The 16,970-nt window shown below is 28.2% G+C and carries 13 protein-coding genes; 1 reads left to right on the forward strand and 12 read right to left on the reverse strand.

Annotation, left to right across the window (positions count from 1 at the left end):
* From ACJROP_RS09650 to ACJROP_RS09695, 10 genes are all read right to left on the reverse strand, one after another.
* Entirely contained in the window at nucleotides 1-3,261 is a 3,261-nt protein-coding gene (locus ACJROP_RS09650) for a hypothetical protein (protein WP_406535256.1), read from the reverse strand.
* A gap of 85 nt (nucleotides 3,262-3,346) precedes the next feature.
* Nucleotides 3,347-4,834, reverse strand: coding sequence for an FRG domain-containing protein (locus ACJROP_RS09655; protein WP_406535257.1), 1,488 nt, complete (start codon nucleotides 4,832-4,834; stop codon nucleotides 3,347-3,349).
* Nucleotides 4,835-4,850: 16 nt separating this feature from the next.
* Nucleotides 4,851-6,326: an SEFIR domain-containing protein gene (locus ACJROP_RS09660; RefSeq protein ID WP_406535258.1), complete on the reverse strand. Its 1,476-nt coding sequence runs from the start codon at nucleotides 6,324-6,326 to the stop codon at nucleotides 4,851-4,853.
* A 119-nt stretch (nucleotides 6,327-6,445) separates the two neighbouring features.
* Nucleotides 6,446-7,102: a hypothetical protein gene (locus tag ACJROP_RS09665; protein ID WP_406535259.1), complete on the reverse strand. Its 657-nt coding sequence runs from the start codon at nucleotides 7,100-7,102 to the stop codon at nucleotides 6,446-6,448.
* 9 nt (nucleotides 7,103-7,111) lie between these two features.
* Nucleotides 7,112-7,606 carry a hypothetical protein gene (locus ACJROP_RS09670; protein WP_292609619.1) on the reverse strand — a complete coding sequence of 165 codons (495 nt, stop codon included), beginning with the start codon at nucleotides 7,604-7,606 and terminating at the stop codon, nucleotides 7,112-7,114.
* A 513-nt stretch (nucleotides 7,607-8,119) separates the two neighbouring features.
* Nucleotides 8,120-8,905 (reverse strand): hypothetical protein, encoded by a 786-nt coding sequence (locus tag ACJROP_RS09675; protein ID WP_292609617.1) that lies wholly within the window; start codon nucleotides 8,903-8,905, stop codon nucleotides 8,120-8,122.
* Nucleotides 8,906-8,921: 16 nt separating this feature from the next.
* Nucleotides 8,922-10,400 (reverse strand): AAA family ATPase, encoded by a 1,479-nt coding sequence (locus ACJROP_RS09680; protein WP_406535260.1) that lies wholly within the window; start codon nucleotides 10,398-10,400, stop codon nucleotides 8,922-8,924.
* Nucleotides 10,401-10,405: 5 nt separating this feature from the next.
* A complete protein-coding gene (locus ACJROP_RS09685) occupies nucleotides 10,406-10,879 on the reverse strand; it encodes a hypothetical protein (RefSeq protein ID WP_406535261.1) in 474 nt (157 codons plus the stop codon).
* Nucleotides 10,869-11,261: a hypothetical protein gene (locus tag ACJROP_RS09690; protein ID WP_406535262.1), complete on the reverse strand. Its 393-nt coding sequence runs from the start codon at nucleotides 11,259-11,261 to the stop codon at nucleotides 10,869-10,871. Before ACJROP_RS09690 ends, ACJROP_RS09685 begins: the two co-directional genes overlap by 11 nt.
* Before the next feature lie 244 nt (nucleotides 11,262-11,505).
* Nucleotides 11,506-12,648: a tyrosine-type recombinase/integrase gene (locus tag ACJROP_RS09695; protein WP_406535263.1), complete on the reverse strand. Its 1,143-nt coding sequence runs from the start codon at nucleotides 12,646-12,648 to the stop codon at nucleotides 11,506-11,508.
* 181 nt (nucleotides 12,649-12,829) lie between these two features.
* Here ACJROP_RS09695 and ACJROP_RS09700 point away from each other — a divergent pair, with 181 nt between their 5' ends.
* Entirely contained in the window at nucleotides 12,830-14,056 is a 1,227-nt protein-coding gene (locus ACJROP_RS09700) for an FprA family A-type flavoprotein (RefSeq protein WP_406535264.1), read from the forward strand.
* 541 nt (nucleotides 14,057-14,597) lie between these two features.
* Here the strand turns inward: ACJROP_RS09700 and ACJROP_RS09705 are convergent.
* On the reverse strand, nucleotides 14,598-15,728 hold the full coding sequence (locus ACJROP_RS09705; RefSeq protein WP_406535265.1) for a site-2 protease family protein: 1,131 nt from the start codon (nucleotides 15,726-15,728) through the stop codon (nucleotides 14,598-14,600).
* 16 nt (nucleotides 15,729-15,744) lie between these two features.
* Entirely contained in the window at nucleotides 15,745-16,962 is a 1,218-nt protein-coding gene (glp, locus tag ACJROP_RS09710) for a gephyrin-like molybdotransferase Glp (protein ID WP_406535266.1), read from the reverse strand.
* Nucleotides 16,963-16,970: the final 8 nt, after the last annotated feature.

The following is a 16,970-nucleotide window of genomic DNA, read 5'->3' on the forward strand; positions in this document are numbered from 1 at the left end:
TTAATTAAATTCAATACCTGATTCATGGATAAATCTCTTAAAAATATTAAATATTTTTACCCAATCAATTTCATATTCACAATAATCAATTAAATATGGAATATTGCCTAAACAACCATATGCTATTGCAAAATGTTCTTCTGAAAAATAAACCCTACTTGTTATTGCATTATGAATAATCATCAGCAAATCATTTTTTATAACTTCTTTATCATATATTTTAAAAAATTCAGGATATGGTAAACAATCATAATTTCCATCTTGATATTTGGCTAATTCTAAATGATCTATATTAGATAATTTTATATCCTCAAAATCTGACCTTCTTATATAGTTTCTATCTTTAAATGATTCCAATTGTCTAATTTTTTCTCTTTGAGTCTCCTCTTTAATTATGTTTAATTTTTCATGATATTCCGTTTCATCTATTTCCTCTGATTGTTTCATGTAGTTCAACTGATCAATTTCAGTAAGTTCTTCATCAAAATCCACATTATTTTCTTCAAAAATCTCTGAAAATTCAATTGGGACATTAAAAACCTTCAAGTTAAGACATCTCAAATAAAGCAGTAGTTTATCTTTATGAGTAGATTTGAAAATGTTATTTAATCTATTAAAATCTATTTCTCTACCTTTATTAAAATCAAAAAAATTTTTAAAAACAATTTTTTCTGGAAGTTTGTTAATTTGCTCAGCATCAAAATAATTTATTTCAGATTCTAAATCAACATCAAATTCATTTAATAAAACTTCAATAGCTTCCGGAGATTTTTCAATCAAATAATCTAAACTTAAATGTCTGATGCCTTTTTCTGATTTAGACATAGTATTTAAAATTAAATTAAATGAATCGCTTTCTGAAATAAGACTATGCTTTTCAAATGTGAATAATGCATTATTAATTGTTAAAACACTATAATCTTTTCTAAAAGAGTACATATTGAAATATCTAAAAATTTGTGAAAAATCAAAGGCAGTATCTGTGTTATTATAAAACCTTAAATATCCAAGCAATGTTTGATAAATACTTGTGCTCATTTCTTTTAAATTGTTGTCTATATATTCAGTTAATGAATTTTTTAAGTAGCTATTTTCTTCATCCAAATATCCGCATTGATATATTTTTAATTTAGCTCCTTCCAACACATCTCTAAAGTTCATAACTCGAATTTTTAGATTGTTTAAAAAACATCTAAATTTGATTTCATCTTCAAAAGAAAATGAATGATTAATATAATTGTTTATAAATGGAAAATATTTTGAATCATCAATTTTATTAATCCAAATATATGCTAAATAATCTTGAAATAATCCATAATTATATTCCTCTTGAACAATTTTTTCAATATTATTTTCATCAAGTTCAACATAATTATCTGAATAGAAAATATTTTCTATTTCCCATTCTCTTTTTAAATCTTCACATACTCTTTCCGAATCATAAAAATGGTTTTCCAATAATTTTTTAAATGGATTAATGTTTTCTTCAGAATAATATTGATATAACCTCCATAAAACTCCATCACTATAAATCACCGTTTCATCAATTTCAGAATATCTAAATATTTGGTAAAATACTGAAAATTCGCCAATATAATCATCTCTATTCAAAATTAAATCAATTAAAATTAAGGAATAATATTGGTAAATATCTAACGTATTAGGATAATCTTTTAATATTTTTCTCAAATTTATATAAAACAGTTTTACAGATTCAAAATCAAAATTATCACTTAGTTCTTCAAAAGTGTTGAAATCTGAATATAGTTTTAATACCTGTTTAATAAATTCATTTTCAAAGTTAAAATCATTAAACCTTGTTAAAAAATTAATTTCTTTAGACAGTATGCTTTTTTTAACTTTATCAAGAGAATAATCATAATTCATTTCTGATTTTCCATGCAAATAAGTGAATAAACTATCATGGAATAACCGAATTCTATTTAACTCTTTAGTAAAAAAATAAGGATATTTTTCAATGAATTCATGTAATATTCGTGCAGAATTTTGATCCAATAAATAATCAATTTCACTTTCTAAAATATATGAATTGCAAAATAGAAACAATTCCAAAGGATATTGAAGATCAACAGTATCTAAAATTGTCTGATAATAATCTTCAATAGATTTAAGCTGTTCAGGATACAATGTTAAATCTTTATTTAATTTATAATGTTCAGCTAAATAATAAGTAATTATTGGATAGCCATTTGTTAAATCATAAATTTTTTCATTAATATCCTCCTCAAAACAGTAATGCTCTAAATATTTAAGAGTGTCTTCTTTATTCCAATTTTCAATACTAAACACATTATCCTTTTCCATAATCTCCGGAAATGGTCTGGAAAATATTAAAGTTTTTGTATCCTTCAAGATATCAAAAAATTCTAAAAATTTCTCTAAATCAGGAGTATTATAATTATATACATGATCTAGTCCATCAATAAGAATTATTAAATCATCCTCGATAATTTTATCAACTATTTCATCATAAGATTTCTTTTCAGGTGCTCCAAAAATTCTATGAGTAAAATCTTCAATGAATCTATAAAATTCTAAACGCTTTTGATTATGTTCATCAGCATAGAATCTATAAAGTATTGAATTTTCATAAAACTCATCAATTTCACCTGCCCAATGACTTTTACCAGTACCTGGAGCCCCCAAATGCCAAGATAAGCCATTGATAACTTCAGGGATCCTGTTAAATTTCACAGTTTCATGTTTTAAATCATTTGAAAAAAATGATAACTTAGGCAATTCATCAAATTTGAATTCAAAAAGTGCATTTGAAATTTTATTAATAACTTGGGTTTGAATAAATTCTTTTCTGGAATTATTAACATACTCCCCAACTTGTTCATCATAATTATTTTCTGTTAAGGGAATAACATGAATTCCATCAATTAATTTAGATTTAAAACCTAAAATTTCATTATCACATTCAAAATCCTTATTCACAATTAGCCCATTGATAAAAGTAGGGTCAAACTTACTGCTGCTTCGTGTATTCCCCGCAACAATTTTAACAATCTCATCTTCAATTGTTACTTTGTTAATGTCAAATTTTTCATAATCTTTCACTTGAAAACAAAAAATATTATCATTTTCATCAATAACTACCATATCATCAAATTCATGTTCTACTTCGGCTTCTGATTCAATATTTTTAATATTTCTTTTTAAATCCATTTTTGCAACAAAAGCATTTAAAACATTTACCTGATAAACAAAACCTTTTAATGAATTTTTTGCAGACATTTATTCTCCTATTTTTCATAGAATTCCGTTCTAATTTAATTTATAATGTTTATTATAACTGTATTCAACATATTAAGAAGTGATTCTAATTAAAATTTAATAAAAATTTTAAATCATCATTATCTTCTATATAATAAAATTTATGTTCAAATTTGAAATTACATAACTTAATTGAATAATTAAAGATGTTAAAATCGTTTATTCTGATAGCAAAACAATTTGAATTGTTAAATAATTTATCAAACTTATCTTTAGATAATCCAGAATATCTTCCAAATTTATCCCATAAATTCTTAGGTGAATCTTTAATTATTTCATTTCCTCTAAAATAACCAATGATTTCATCATTTTGATATATAAAGATTTTATCAATTTCAAATTCGAAATCTTGATTTATAAATTCATATAATTTTTCTTTACTTTTTACTTTATTAATATCCCAATCAACTGATAATATAATATTTTTCTTTAATGTTATTGGATTATTTAAATTATTTAATTTAATTCTATTAATGACAGATTTTGTAACTCCATCATATCCAGGAAATATATATTCTTCAGAATAGCCATCTAAATATAATTCCTTTAAAATTTCATGTTTGATTTCTTTAGGTATTATAAATTTGTAGAAGATATTGTTGTTTTTGGTAATATTGGTAGGTATAGTTGTGATTTTTGAATCATAATATGAAGATATTGGCCTATCTTTTAAATCTTGATTTAATTCATATGATATAATCTTGTCTAAAGGCCTATCATAATTTTCAACATATCTTTCTAAATAAGTGAATAACCCTTTTTGAGCATTTAAATTAGGATTTGTATTATATTCAGGCCTATAAATTTGTAAATTAACATAATAATTAGGGTCATTTAATTCTTGGTTTTCAATTAATTTATAATTCAAAGCCCATAAAACTCCATCATTTGATTTTGAATTTACTAAAATATCTTTCACTGCAAAATATAGTGATACTTTATAATCATATGACCAGTCAAGAGCTTTTGTAGGTAAACCATAATGTTGTGCCAAAGATATTATTTCTAAAATGTCTGAATCCACAAATTCATCATAAGGTTCATTTGATTTATGATGTAGCAAATATCTTGAAAATCCTTTAGCATTAACTTTCAAACCACTTTTATCTGCATGATAAAAAAATTTAATCAAAATATATAATTCTTTTTCAATTTGTAATTTATTTTTAGGTGCAGAATAGTCTGAATTTTTATCTAAAAAAGGTTTACCGTATTTGTCAAAAGGTATTATAAATGTATTGTCATAACTTTTATGTTTAGGATTATATGTTAAATTATTTGTTTTAATTTCAGTTTCATTAATTGGAACTTTTAATTTATAGTCAGATTCAATGAATTCATTGATATTTAATTGATTTAGATTATTTTTCCTTAATGAAGACGGAATTAATTCATATTCTATATTGGACAACCCTCTGAATATATAATCCTCTCTGAGATCGTGTTTATTTCTTCCATCTTTTCCGCAAATAAGATTTACAAGTTCATCATAACTATTTATTTTAATTTCAATTAAATGATTATCTGAATCCATGAATATCACAAATTAACTATTTTTTGCTTGCAATTTCATCAACATTAACATATTCACTAATAGGTTTAACATAATTCATGAAAACATTCGAAAATCCATATCTTATTTTTCCAAAATATTCCTCCGAATATTTAATTTTCTCTTCCAATTCATGTTTATACTCAATGTCAAAAATACATTTAACCTTCTCGCAATGGCTTTCAGAAATTAATTTTTGATATAATGACATATAATCCGTTTCTTTGTAAATATATGTAAATGGGAACCACCCATCTTGATCATGTAAATTGATTATAGAAATATGGCAACATAGAATATCTGAGTTTACAAAATCATCTACTTCATAATCTTTATGAATTCTTGATATTAATAAATGCCCCATACCAGTTAGTTTATTAAGATTATGTTCTTGACAATATTTTGTTAAATATCCATCAGTAGGAATATATCCTCTTCTATCTAAATTTAAAAATGTTTGATGATTCTTATCAAGATTATATTTGTCATTTAAGAAATACGGTGAGTTTAAAAGATAACTAGTAAGTTCATAATCATTATTTTCAACTGAAATAGTAATAGTATATAAAAAGAGTTCTCTTAAAATAAAGTCAAAATTCATAAATTCTTCCCTCATATAAGATTGACCAATGTTTGGTGTAGTGTATTTTGAATAAATATTTTCAAATAGCTCTTTAATTATATCATAATCTATTGGAGCAAACTCGTGTACTTGAGTAATTTTTTCAATGAACTCGATATAATAATCCCGTAAAGGAGTATACTCCTCAATATTTTTATATAATCCATTAGCAATTTCTAAAGTGTTTCTAGTTTCAAATTTTATTTTAAAATCATCAAGATTTTTTAAAAAATTTTTAAAGAAGTTTCTTGAAATAAAATTAATTGATTTAGGATTTTTTTCAACTTTTTCATCAAATGTTTCAATATACTCTTTTAGCGTGGGATAATATTTTTTTGTTTCTAATAATTCCTCTGGAAAATCGCCTAATTTTGGTTTTGGATTTTCTGGAAGATTATGTAATCTTCGTAATACTTTTTTAGAATTTGAATATCTATTTTTAGGTGTTAAATCAAAATATTTGCGAGAGGACAAATAATCTGGTAAATAAGGTTTTCCATTATTATCATTCTGCCAGACTATTGGAATAAATTTCGTTTGATTAACATCTTCATAAACTCTCTTACTGATAATTTGTGTTTCGGTACCTACACCACCAGTTCGTTCATCAGCTTTGCGAGCATATTCTTTATCGGAAATTATAAGAACAAAATCAATATCTTCTGATCTAACATTTTCTTCCATAAAATGATTTAAATCTATCCCTTCCGGAGCGTCCCACTCATCCAGTATAACTTCGACATGATTATTCATTAAATAAGTTGCAAACTCAAGGACATTGGAAATATGTTCTTCATCTGTCCATGAATAAGAAATAAATACTTTTGGTACCTTTCTTGTTGATTCATCCATTTTTACACCTTTCAAAATTAATATAAAGTTCAAATTTTTAGAAATATTGTTAGAGAAGATTTATAAATAAATAATCCGTATAAGAAATATAAATATTCAAATAAAACTCAATATACTTCTTAATTTGCCTTTTTAATTAATTCATAACCTTGAATATTTAAAAACCCAGCATTATTTATTTTTAAGAATAATTCTTCATCACATGTTAAAAATATTATTGGCTCGTCTGCTGAGAAGACATCAGCATCAATTACAATAATATAATCTGGTTTGTGAACATCAATTTGATTTTTTAGTTTATCTAAAACATCTGGGAAATTTTTGTAATTGTCCCTGCCACAGTCAAATAATTCCATTTTGCCAACGAAAATATTTTTCTCCTGATTAAAGCAGGACATCAATTCGCAAGTAAGCTTAGATAATGATTGTGGAAACATTGAATTGAATTTATCACTGTTCCAAATGAATTTAAGTAATTTTATTTTCTTATGATTATCAATTTCAATGTCAGTGGTGTTTCTCAATACGCTTTTTTCAAAGAAATCATAAGAGTATACTTCATTATTTGCTAATACATTCTGGATTTCTGCAAAAAAATCATCGATATTATCATTAATTTCCTGAAATTTTTTTCTGAATTCGTATTCTGTAAAGGATGACCAAACCAATGCTTTTTCAGTGTTGTCGATCTTTTGTTTGACGGAAGGGTGAAATTTATCAGGATAGAATGTATATGCAATGCCCACATTGGTATCGGTGAAATATTTATCACACATCCAAATCACCTAGAATAAAATGGATTTTATTTGATTGATTTCATCATCGAATTCATGTGTTTGAACATATATTTCACTATAGAAGTAGTCGCTGCTGATGCTTAATTCATCACGGAATTTGGAATATGCAGTTTCATATTCTTCATTTGAGATATTTCCTTTTAAGAGGTTTAATTTTGATTTTAAAAGGTTGCTGAAAGATTTCCATACATTATTAACATAATGTCCTAATTCAGGGGTTAATTTTTCGTGTTTGAAAACGTATTCAATGATTCTATTGGTTTTTAGAAGTGCACGGCATTCACTTTTAAATTCATCAAATATGCTTAAAAGTTCAAATAATGCATTGTAATAATATGAATATTGTCCAAGTAACTGTGAATTTTCATTTACCAATAATCTTGAAATATATTTCTTGAATTCTTCAAGTTTGGATGAAATAGAGCGATAAAGTGTCGCGAAATCACAGTGCATGCTTATAGTATTGTTTTCAAATTGATTCATAAGATTTTCACCCCTTAAAAGTTTAGTTTAATAGTGATATAGAATATATACTTACTAATTTATAAACCTTATTAAATTAATATGGTATGATTTAATAATAGAATAGATTTTAATTTTTATAAAAATTTTATTTTTCTCCAATTAATTTAATACTTATTAAATTTACAATAAAAATAAAATTCCAAATGAAAAGTACATATTTTAATAAAATCCAGTTCACTATCCGATATGAACCTGAGAAAAAGATTTACTGACTATGGACTGATTGTTTCTACAAATTTCCATACTTATTTATAGAGTTATGAAATAGGTAGGATAAGTTTATTTACCATGTAACTTCATATAATAATACTGTAGAAAGCACAAGTATGTGATATTTTAAAAAATATTTAATCATACTTATTTAAATAGTTTTATGGCTTAAATAAATCCACATCTCACTTCTGCATCTTACAATTAATATTAATGCTTTTTTTATTCAAGTCTATAAAAATAGAGACATTTTGAAACATATCACTCCCAATAACCATAATCTTCTTCTATTAAACATATATCTTGATTATCTTTTAAAATCAATTCATCAATACTATTAGTACATAATTCCACAAAAATATCCTTAAAATGATTATAAAAATCTTGTGTTTTGATATATTTTGAACCATAATACACCCTAAATACCAATTTATGTTGTTCAGGATACTTATATGTTCTAAATTCATTGATAAACTCTATATATGACGTGTAATTTCTTATAGATTTATGTGGAGGATAAACTGAAAAAATAATTTTATAACTTTCTAAATAATCATCTTTAAAATTTTTATTTGTCATATCTTTAAATTTATACTCAATTTTATACCTCAAAGTTATAGGTAGTTTATTCAACAATATTATATCTCCACATAAATTTGTAAATTGCATCACCAAAAAAGCTCTTGGAGACAAATATTGATATTTATAAGGGTTGTTAGATTTTTCTAAAGTTTGAAGTTGTAAATAAATGAGATATGTTTCTTGAAGAAATAACAACAATTCATTTATACCTTCTTTTGCATCTAGGAATCTAAGCTGTATAAAATTAAAATCTTCAGTTTGTTTTCTAGTAATATTATTATTAATAATAGATACAAGAAAACTGATTATTGAAATAGATGCCATAAGTAAACTTGCATAAACTGCATTATATGTAGAATCTTCAAATTGATTAAAAATTGCAACATATGCAAAGTAAACTCCAATTCCAAAAAGAATAAATATAAAAACACCTAAAACTAAATTACTATATTTTTCTAAATTCATGACTATCACTATTAATTTATTCAATATCTCTAATTACAATTTCTATTATTTGGCCATAAACTCTCCTTTGAATATCTCTTAAATTATTTATTTCATCTAAATTAAAATTTAAATTAAAATCAGACAAATCAATATTTTTGTATTTAGGATTTTTTACCATTGTATTTTTAATTTTTTCTAACTCTAATGACACAAATTTTTCTTTTTCAAGCGAAGTTAAATAATCAAATTCAAATATTAGATCCAATCTAGATTGAAATTCATGAGGAATATTACTTAAAAAATCATTTCGATTCAAATTACTCGTAAAAATTATTACATACCCATTTAAATCATATTCAATCGATTGAGAATCTGTGAATTTACCTTCTTCAAGCAATTCTAAAAAGAAACTTATAATTTTTGAATCTGCTTTTTCAAATTCATCGCATAATATTATCCCAGAATGTTTTTTAGATAATTTTAAACTCAATTCACCATCTTCAGATCCTATATAACCTCTAGGACTTCCAATCAAACTATTAATAGAGTCTTTACTTGAATAATTTCCAAAATTTATTTTAATTAATTGAAAATCTTCATTTAGAAACTTATTTAATATTCTAGCAACTTCCGTTTTACCCAATCCAGAATCTCCTAAAAGAAATATAGAGAATATTTTTTTTAAATTTAATTCATTTAAAACTTTAAACTGTTTTAATTGCTTATAAAATTCTGTTTTAAAATGATTATGACCGATTAAATTATTCTCCATGGTATTTACTAACTTATCAAATTCATCATTATTAAGTTCGACAATTTTTTTAATATTCCAACTATCATTTTCTACTACTTTAACAAAATCAGAGTATTTTTCAGAGATATGCACCTTATTTTCAAAATACATATTAAATTCATTTTTATAATTCTCATATTCACACACGAAAATAATATTAATAAAACTTAATTTTCTAATGAAAAACTCTAATAAATCTGTACTTTTATTCTTAATTAATGGTGTTATATCAACTAACACATCTAAGTTAAAATTCATATTTTTTATTCTTTCTTGGATTTTTAAACCATCAATATCAATGAATTGAATATTATTTTCATCAAAATAATTAAATAAATTAGTTTTTTCATCACTGTAATAATAATATAATTCTCTTTTTTCAATGAAATTATTGGAAATTGCCAAATCATTTAATTCAGGAATTTTTTCAGAAAGTTTTGCTTTAGTATAGAATATAGTAGGATACATATTCAATGCTATATCTACAAAATTTTCATTTATTATCGCAATACAATTCTCCCCCAAATCTTCTTCAAGACATTGCAATAAAATTTTATTTTGAGGGTTATAATATAAATGTTCAATTGCATTTGTTATATCCACAAAATCATATTGATGATAATTAAATTCAGATTCTAACCTAGAAATTTTAAGATACTTCTCATCATTTATATAACGTAATTCATCAGGGTGACTATAAGTATAAAGAACATTAGACAAAATTATCATCTCCCCATCCATTGTTTGATTTTATCTAATAATGACCTTTTCTCATTTATTGGTGATTTTTCCCGTTTGAAATTAATATTTTGAATTATAGCAAAAATATCAATATATAATAAATCATCTTCAATTTTAGTATTTTGAGGAGAATCATTTTTAGGTTCATCATGACTAGATGACATGATTTTTGAATTTGAACTATCTTGTTGAGGAGTATTTTGTTGTTGGTTTATTGCAGCAGAAAAATTAGATCTCTTAAAATCTATTTCAGATATTCTACCTTTGTAAATCCCAACTATAGACAATTTTCCAATTAGTAAATCATTTATTGAATATTTACTCTCAAATTCTGTGTTATTTTCTATAGGTATCTTAAAAACTATGTTTTCCCCATTGAATTTACATTTTAAATGGTATGCAGAATCATTAAAATATTTTAAAATAAAGTTACTTACATCAAAACCTTCATAAATCATTCCACTTCGCATCCTTAGATAATAAAGACAACATCCTTTCAGTATCCCCATCATCATAAAATTCAATGGATACATTGTCAATTTTTATTAAATCCCCTTCATTAACATTATCAAAATTTGAAATGGAATTAGTCTCTTTTAAAATATCCTTTAAAACAACAGCTTTTTCTTCTTTAACTTTTAAAGTTTCGGTTAATCTGAAATATTCACCTTTACTTTCTCCATGTTTTAATGAAAAAACATCTGATGAAAATCCAATTTCATTATTACTCTGAGAAGTGAAACTTTTTTCTTTAGTTATTTTTTCAGGAACTATATTATTTAATAACATCTTTGTTTCATATACTTTTGAAAAATTAAGGTAAAATATATTAAAATTCAAAAAATCCCCCCAATTACTGTGTTAATATATTATAAATGATATATATAAATTAAATTAAAGAATATTTGATAAATTATTATTTATTTGATTTTATGGATAATTAAATAATAAATAATAAAAACTTAAGAATTTGCTCTGATTATATGCTAATTAAATAAGAGAGGAAAAAACTGTTCAATTAGACTTTTTAATATTAATAGGATAGCATCCACATACCAAATGCTATCACTACCTTTTATATTTATCATGACCCCTCACTAACCTTATTAATTATACCTAAAAGTTCTTTCTTCAAACCTCGCATTTCCTCAAGTTCACCTCTCATATCACCCACTTCAGATTTCAATGCTTCATTTTCCTTTTCCATCTGAATGAACTGAGGTGATTTGACAGACAGCTTTTCAACATCAGTGTTTATAGTAACGGCAGGAAGATGCTGGATATATTCATATTTCAAATCGTCAGGATTTGTCATAAAATAAGCTGCATCGGTTTTGTTTTTAGCTTTTCCCTGCAAATCGTTGACCTTGTCTATGCTCATGCCGTCATTATATAATGCTGAAGCATGGAACTTCCTGAGCATGTGGCTTCTGAACCTGCGGTATCGTCCGACTCTACCAAGACCTAAAGTGTCATTGATCATCTCAAATGACTGCACCATATATGTCCTGCTGATTTGAAAAAGCGGACTTTCATCAGTTATTGGCTTATCCCGCAGCAACAGATATGCATTTATTGCTTTAACAGCTTCAGGACTGCAGTATGTGAGGTAGTACTTGTTTGTCTTTTTCCTTAAAATGCTGAAGGTCGGAACAACATCATCGACATCCTGCAGATAATCAATAACCTCAAATATGTCCATTCTATGTCTCGGCAGATATTCGGACAATGCCTCAATGTAATCCCCGATTGTCAGGCTCAATGTCTCTGTACGAGCACATCCGCTGGAGCATGAAAACAGTATGATGGCTTTCATCAGGGGAGATGCAATCTGAAAGGCTTCCCTTATCACTTCCTTATCCGGCAAGTCCTTAAAATATATCGGAGCCGGCTTCTGGATGTTTTTGTCATTGACTTTAGGCAAATCCAATACTTCTATGTCATAGAACTTGTAGAAAAAGATGATGCAGTTCATTTCCTTTCTGACGGTTCCTGCAGCATAGTTTTGAAACATGTAATGCCTATATTCAACAAGTTTTGATTTCAAGCGGCTGCGCTTCCATTTCACACCGTTCATCTCATCCTCTTCGGCTTCCTCAAGAAGTTCTTTAAGAGACATGTCAAAATAGTTGCAGTACTTTCTCAAAGACAGCTCATAACTCTGTGTTGTCCCAATTGCATGGTTACAACTTATTGTGAAATTTTTGAATAGCTCGTCATTCATCATATTAACCACTTTTATTTCTCTTATATTAAAAACCTTGAGAGAGAGCGCTTGAAAAGTAATAAGTATCTGAACTTTTGAAACAGTTCGTATAAAACAAAATTATAAATAAAGCAAATTTTATAAAATTAATTAAATTCATAAGCATTTTATATGAATTTAGCAAATATATTGGAGATTAAAAATGAAAGCCAATGCACAAAAAATAGCTGATGGAGTATACTGGGTTGGTGTACTCGATTGGGATTTAAGAACCTACCACGGTTACACATTAGACGGAACCACTTACAATGCATACCTTGTATTTGGAGAAGACGAAGTAGCAGTTATCGACAATGCTTATCCTGGAAAAACCCAAGAAATGATGGCACGTATCGATGATGCTTTTGCTCAAGAAGGAAGAGAAGTCAAAGTTGACTACATTATCCAAAACCACGTGGAAAAGGACCACTCCGGAGTTTTAGTGGATCTGCACAAAAGATTCCCTGAAGCGCCAATCTACTGTAGTAAAATCGCTGTAAATGGTCTTTTAAAACACTACCCTGCACTTGAAGGCGCTGAATTCATTACTGTTGGAACCGGCGACTCCTTGGATGTCGGCGGAAGACCATTAGCATTCCTAGATGCATTCCTCTTACACTGGCCTGACAGCATGTTCACCTTACTTGCAGATGAAACTGGTGTCTTATTCCCTAACGACGCATTCGGTCAACACTTATGTTTCACCAAAAGATTCTCAGATGAGATTCCTGAAAATATCTTGATGGACGCTGCGCAAAAGTTCTATGCAAACTTGATTACACCACTCTCAAAATTGGTGCTTAAAAAACTAAATGAAGTAGTTGAATTAGGATTGCTTGACTCCATTAAAATGATTGCACCATCTCACGGTCAAATCTGGACTGACCCTATGCAAGTAATAGGAGCTTACCAAAACTGGGCTACCGGTGTATGTGAAGATAAGATTACAATCATCTACGATACCATGCACTACTCCACCCAAAAGATGGCTCATGAAATTGCTGAAGGTGCAATGTCTGAAGGCTATGACGTGGAAATCTTTTTCTTGCACGAAGACGAAAGATCAGAAATCGTTAAAAGCATATTGACCAGTAAAGGAATTGCTGTTGGAGATCCTACAATCAACGATGTGCCATACCCAAGTATTGGTGACATCATGTACTACCTAAAAGGTCTCTTATTCAACAGAACCGGCATTGTAAGAAAAGCAGTTACCTTCGGTTCAATGGGTGGAAGAGGAGGAGCTCCTGCAAAACTCGCTGAAGAATTAGGTGCCTGTGGATTTGACGTCATTGAAAGTCAAGAAATCACATTTGTACCAAACGCTGAAGAAGAGGAAGCAAGCTATGAGTTAGGTAAAAAATTAGCTCAAGCATGTAAAGAATTATAGATTTTAAACGCGAAAGAATTTCATATTCTTTCATCTCTTCTTTTTTAAAAAAGTTTATAAGGAATGAAAAGATAATTATAATTAATTTTATGAAACAATTGGTTTCATAAAAGTAGTGATGAATCTCAAATGGAGAAAACAGACGGTGAGAGAACAATCTCTAAAAACTCCATCTCATTGATTCATCACATTTCACTGTTTTTAAAGATTGATATAACAAATACAACAAAAAATATAATTGTTAATGTCAAATCGACATTAAAAGTCACATCCATTATATCACCCCCTAAAAAATTATAGGGGAGGATAATCAAAAACAAGTGAATTCCGACCACCAGTCAATGTCTGTTTTTTTAAAAAAATAAAGTTGCAAGAATTAAATCTCGCAACTTTAGACTGGATTTTTATAATAATTAGTTTTCACTAATTAAGAGAAAATCAAATTATTTCTCCAATTATCTATTAGAATCACATGATATTTAAAATAAGCAGTTGTATATGGATTCAATTTTATAAAGTGAGACAACTTTTTCTTTATTTATTAAATAAAACCAATAATAAGGCTAAATATAATTATTACTGCCATTACCCCGGACAATGCATTGACAATTGGCTTATAGTGATTTTCAGATAGCTTATAACTAAGCAATATTTCAAGCATATATCCGCCATCCAACGGTTTGAGCGGAAGCAGATTGAATAGGCCGATTCCCAAGTTCAGCATGAACACCCATTGGAACAAATCTAAAAGCTCAAACAATACCCAAGGTATAGGGCCTAAGCTGTCATCTATTAACTTGAAATGTTTGTTTGCCTGAATTCCAAAAAATCCTACAGAATCATTATTTGGATTTTTACCAAGCATTATCGAATAGCTGCCCTGGTCCGTTTGAACCGTTATGTTATCTCCAGGCTTAAATGAACTTACGATATTGGTATACGATTCGGCATCAGTGATTTTATGATTATCGATTGCTTCCAAAACCATTCCATCCTTTAGTATTCCATCGGAAGGGGAATCGGAAACGACCCTGTCAATGGCTATTCCGTCTTCAGCAAAGTAATGAGGGATGCCCATAGAAATCAGTGATACAAGCAGTATTGCAATTATAGCCAAAGTGATATTGGCAATTGATCCTGCCGCATAGACCCTTAGCCTTGAAGATCTCTTAGCATTTTTCAATTCATCCTCATCGGGCTCGACAAATGCCCCCGGCAAAATTATAAACAATAGAAGCCCAATTGACTTGATTGATATTTTTTCGCCTACTGCCTGGATACCATGTGAAAACTCATGAACTATCAAAACTGATGCAAGAGCAATCAAACCGTAAAACAAAGGAACATAAATAGATGAACCCGGCATATCTACTCCTGGAATAACGATAGAAACGGCCGGTGTTTCAAAAACAGAAGGCAAAGACGAAATCAATGTCCATGTTATAAATATCATAGCCCCAAAAGCCACAACAATACCAACATTCATGTACCAACGCCAGAATGTTGGTGAAAAATTAGAAATTCTAGATATCAGTCCCCTAAGCCTTTGGGTTTTCCACATTATGACTGGAAAGTTAAGCTCAACTCCATAATCTGATAATTTCTCATGGAAAATTCCGACCAATATCCAGATGACAGCAAAAGCTATCAAATAATAATAAATGCCATTCATTAAAATACACCATTAGCTACCAGAGTAATGAATCAAAGAAGACTACGTCAACTATATCGCCCTTTTGATATCCTTCATCATTTTCGTCTATGATGATATAGCTGTTCGCCTCAACCATTGACCTAATTATACCAGAACCTCTATTCAAAACATGCTTTGCATTCTCATCATCAGAAACAGCACGTATAAAATCTGTTCGTCCAAGTTGAGAAGGCACTTTTAATTGGGATTCTCTTTTAACAACATGGAAATCAAAAGCTCTTCCTTGCATTTCAAATAAGTATTTTCTTGCAAAAACATCAAATTGTCCCATAGCAGCGACAGGTTGGCCTGAAAATGTAAATATAATCTTATCATTAACAATTCCCGCTCCTGCAGGTTTACCTGGCCTCATTGCTACACCATGGAACAAAATCTCACCAATGTCATCCACTACATCAAGAACAACATCTCCTTTACTGATAGCTGTTCCGCCGGTAGTCATGATTACATCAAAATCTTTAGAAACTTCTAAAATAGCTTCCTTAACCTCATCAAAAGTATCTCCCGCATGACCGATTTCTGCAATAGCGCCAGAATCCTCAATCATTGCCTTAATTGTAAACTGATTAGAATTAATAATCTTGGCTTTGTCAATCTCTTCTTTGGTTGGCTCTACCAATTCATTACCTGTTATAATAACTTTAACTTTTGGCTTTTTGAAAACTTTAACTGTATCATAGCCCGCTGAAGCAATCAAACCCAATTCCTGATATCTGATAAAGGTGTTTTTATCCAAGATCTTTTCACCTTTCTTGATATCCTCAGATTTTGGACTTACATTTTCTCCAGGAGTTACTTGGGAATAAATTGTTAAATCATCCCCATCGGTGGTTGTGTATTCCTTCATTATAACGGCATTAGCGCCGTTTGGAATTGGAGCGCCGGTAGCAATTACAATAGCTTCGCCTTCACCGACAGTTTTTTCACTGAAATCTCCAGCACCGATTGCATCAACTATTTTAAATTCTTTAGGGACTGATTGAGATGCTCCAAATGTATTTTCTGCAATTACTGCAAAACCGTCCATTGCAGACTTGTCAAATGGTGGTGAATCATGATAGGCCATGATATCTTCAGCCAAAACCCTTTTGTGAGCATCATGAATAGATATTTCTTCAGAATCCGTTAATCTCTGATTGTCACTTATTAGCTTTATGGCATTTTTTACAGAATCCAATTTTGAAAGAAACATGCTTAAAA

The sequence above is a fragment of the Methanobrevibacter sp. genome, assembly GCF_045220775.1.
In the GTDB taxonomy this organism is placed as follows: domain Archaea; phylum Methanobacteriota; class Methanobacteria; order Methanobacteriales; family Methanobacteriaceae; genus Methanocatella.

Excerpts from the sequence above, each read along its gene's own strand:
- ACJROP_RS09660 (WP_406535258.1), bottom strand. The coding sequence starts at position 6,326 with ATGGATGAATCAACAAGAAAGGTACCAAAAGTATTTATTTCTTATTCA.
- ACJROP_RS09705 (WP_406535265.1), bottom strand. The coding sequence starts at position 15,728 with ATGAATGGCATTTATTATTATTTGATAGCTTTTGCTGTCATCTGGATA.
- ACJROP_RS09685 (WP_406535261.1), bottom strand. The coding sequence starts at position 10,879 with ATGATTTATGAAGGTTTTGATGTAAGTAACTTTATTTTAAAATATTTT.
- ACJROP_RS09655 (WP_406535257.1), bottom strand. The coding sequence starts at position 4,834 with ATGGATTCAGATAATCATTTAATTGAAATTAAAATAAATAGTTATGAT.
- ACJROP_RS09670 (WP_292609619.1), bottom strand. The coding sequence starts at position 7,606 with ATGAATCAATTTGAAAACAATACTATAAGCATGCACTGTGATTTCGCG.
- ACJROP_RS09675 (WP_292609617.1), bottom strand. The coding sequence starts at position 8,905 with ATGAATTTAGAAAAATATAGTAATTTAGTTTTAGGTGTTTTTATATTT.
- ACJROP_RS09665 (WP_406535259.1), bottom strand. The coding sequence starts at position 7,102 with ATGTGTGATAAATATTTCACCGATACCAATGTGGGCATTGCATATACA.
- ACJROP_RS09700 (WP_406535264.1), top strand. The coding sequence starts at position 12,830 with ATGAAAGCCAATGCACAAAAAATAGCTGATGGAGTATACTGGGTTGGT.
- glp (WP_406535266.1), bottom strand. The coding sequence starts at position 16,962 with ATGTTTCTTTCAAAATTGGATTCTGTAAAAAATGCCATAAAGCTAATA.
- ACJROP_RS09650 (WP_406535256.1), bottom strand. The coding sequence starts at position 3,261 with ATGTCTGCAAAAAATTCATTAAAAGGTTTTGTTTATCAGGTAAATGTT.
- ACJROP_RS09695 (WP_406535263.1), bottom strand. The coding sequence starts at position 12,648 with ATGATGAATGACGAGCTATTCAAAAATTTCACAATAAGTTGTAACCAT.